At 37.4% G+C, this 708-nt stretch carries 1 pseudogene; it reads left to right on the top strand.

What is annotated here, in order from left to right:
* A pseudogene (locus HMPREF2701_RS01505) lies at positions 1-708 on the top strand (helicase SNF2); the annotation flags it as partial.

Below are 708 nucleotides of genomic sequence, written 5' to 3'. Positions count from 1 at the left end.
AAATCCAACACTCATTTTTTAGGGGGAGTTCGGTTGCCAGATACGGCTTTTAAAAAGATTGCAGGTACTCGAGTGACCACAGACCTCCTCTTCTTTCAAAAGGATCAAGCAAAGAATCTTAATGAAGATGAGCTTGTCTTTAGTGGCTCTATTCCCTTTGAAGAGGATAAGCGTGTCTGGATTAATCCATATTTTGATGGGGAATACAATACACAAGTTTTGGGTGAATATGAGGTACGTAATTTTAATGGAGGAACTCTCAATGTTAAGGGGGGATTAGAAACATTATCTACTGACATAATGAAAGCATTAGAGAATGTGGAAGAACCTAAACCAATTGACAATTCTTTGAAAGCACCTGTTTTTATCCAAGAAGAAGTGGATAATTCGATCCCAAGTCGTATACGTGAGGACTTAGCGCTCTATTCTTTTGGATATGAGGGAAATCAAATTTATTACCGAGATACGCATGGTATTCGGAAAAGTTCAAAAGTAGACGAAATTTGTTATTATGTAGACGAGAAGGGAGATTTTAAAGCCTGGGACAGTTCTTTGTCTGAACATAAAATAGACCGATTCGTGCAACTTCATTTGACTGATGAGGAAGCACTAGATGTTTACAAGTCAGAAGAAGCGAGTAAAAGGGGAAAATATAAGGGACTGTTCAAAAAAACTATCTTTTATGAAAGTCCCTTATCGGATAAGGAT

Origin of the sequence: Streptococcus sp. HMSC077D04 (assembly GCF_001808785.1) — a bacterium.
Taxonomy (GTDB): domain Bacteria; phylum Bacillota; class Bacilli; order Lactobacillales; family Streptococcaceae; genus Streptococcus; species Streptococcus mitis_BX.
Note: the sequence above shows the minus strand (reverse complement) of the source record. Positions and strands in the feature narration are given on the sequence as shown.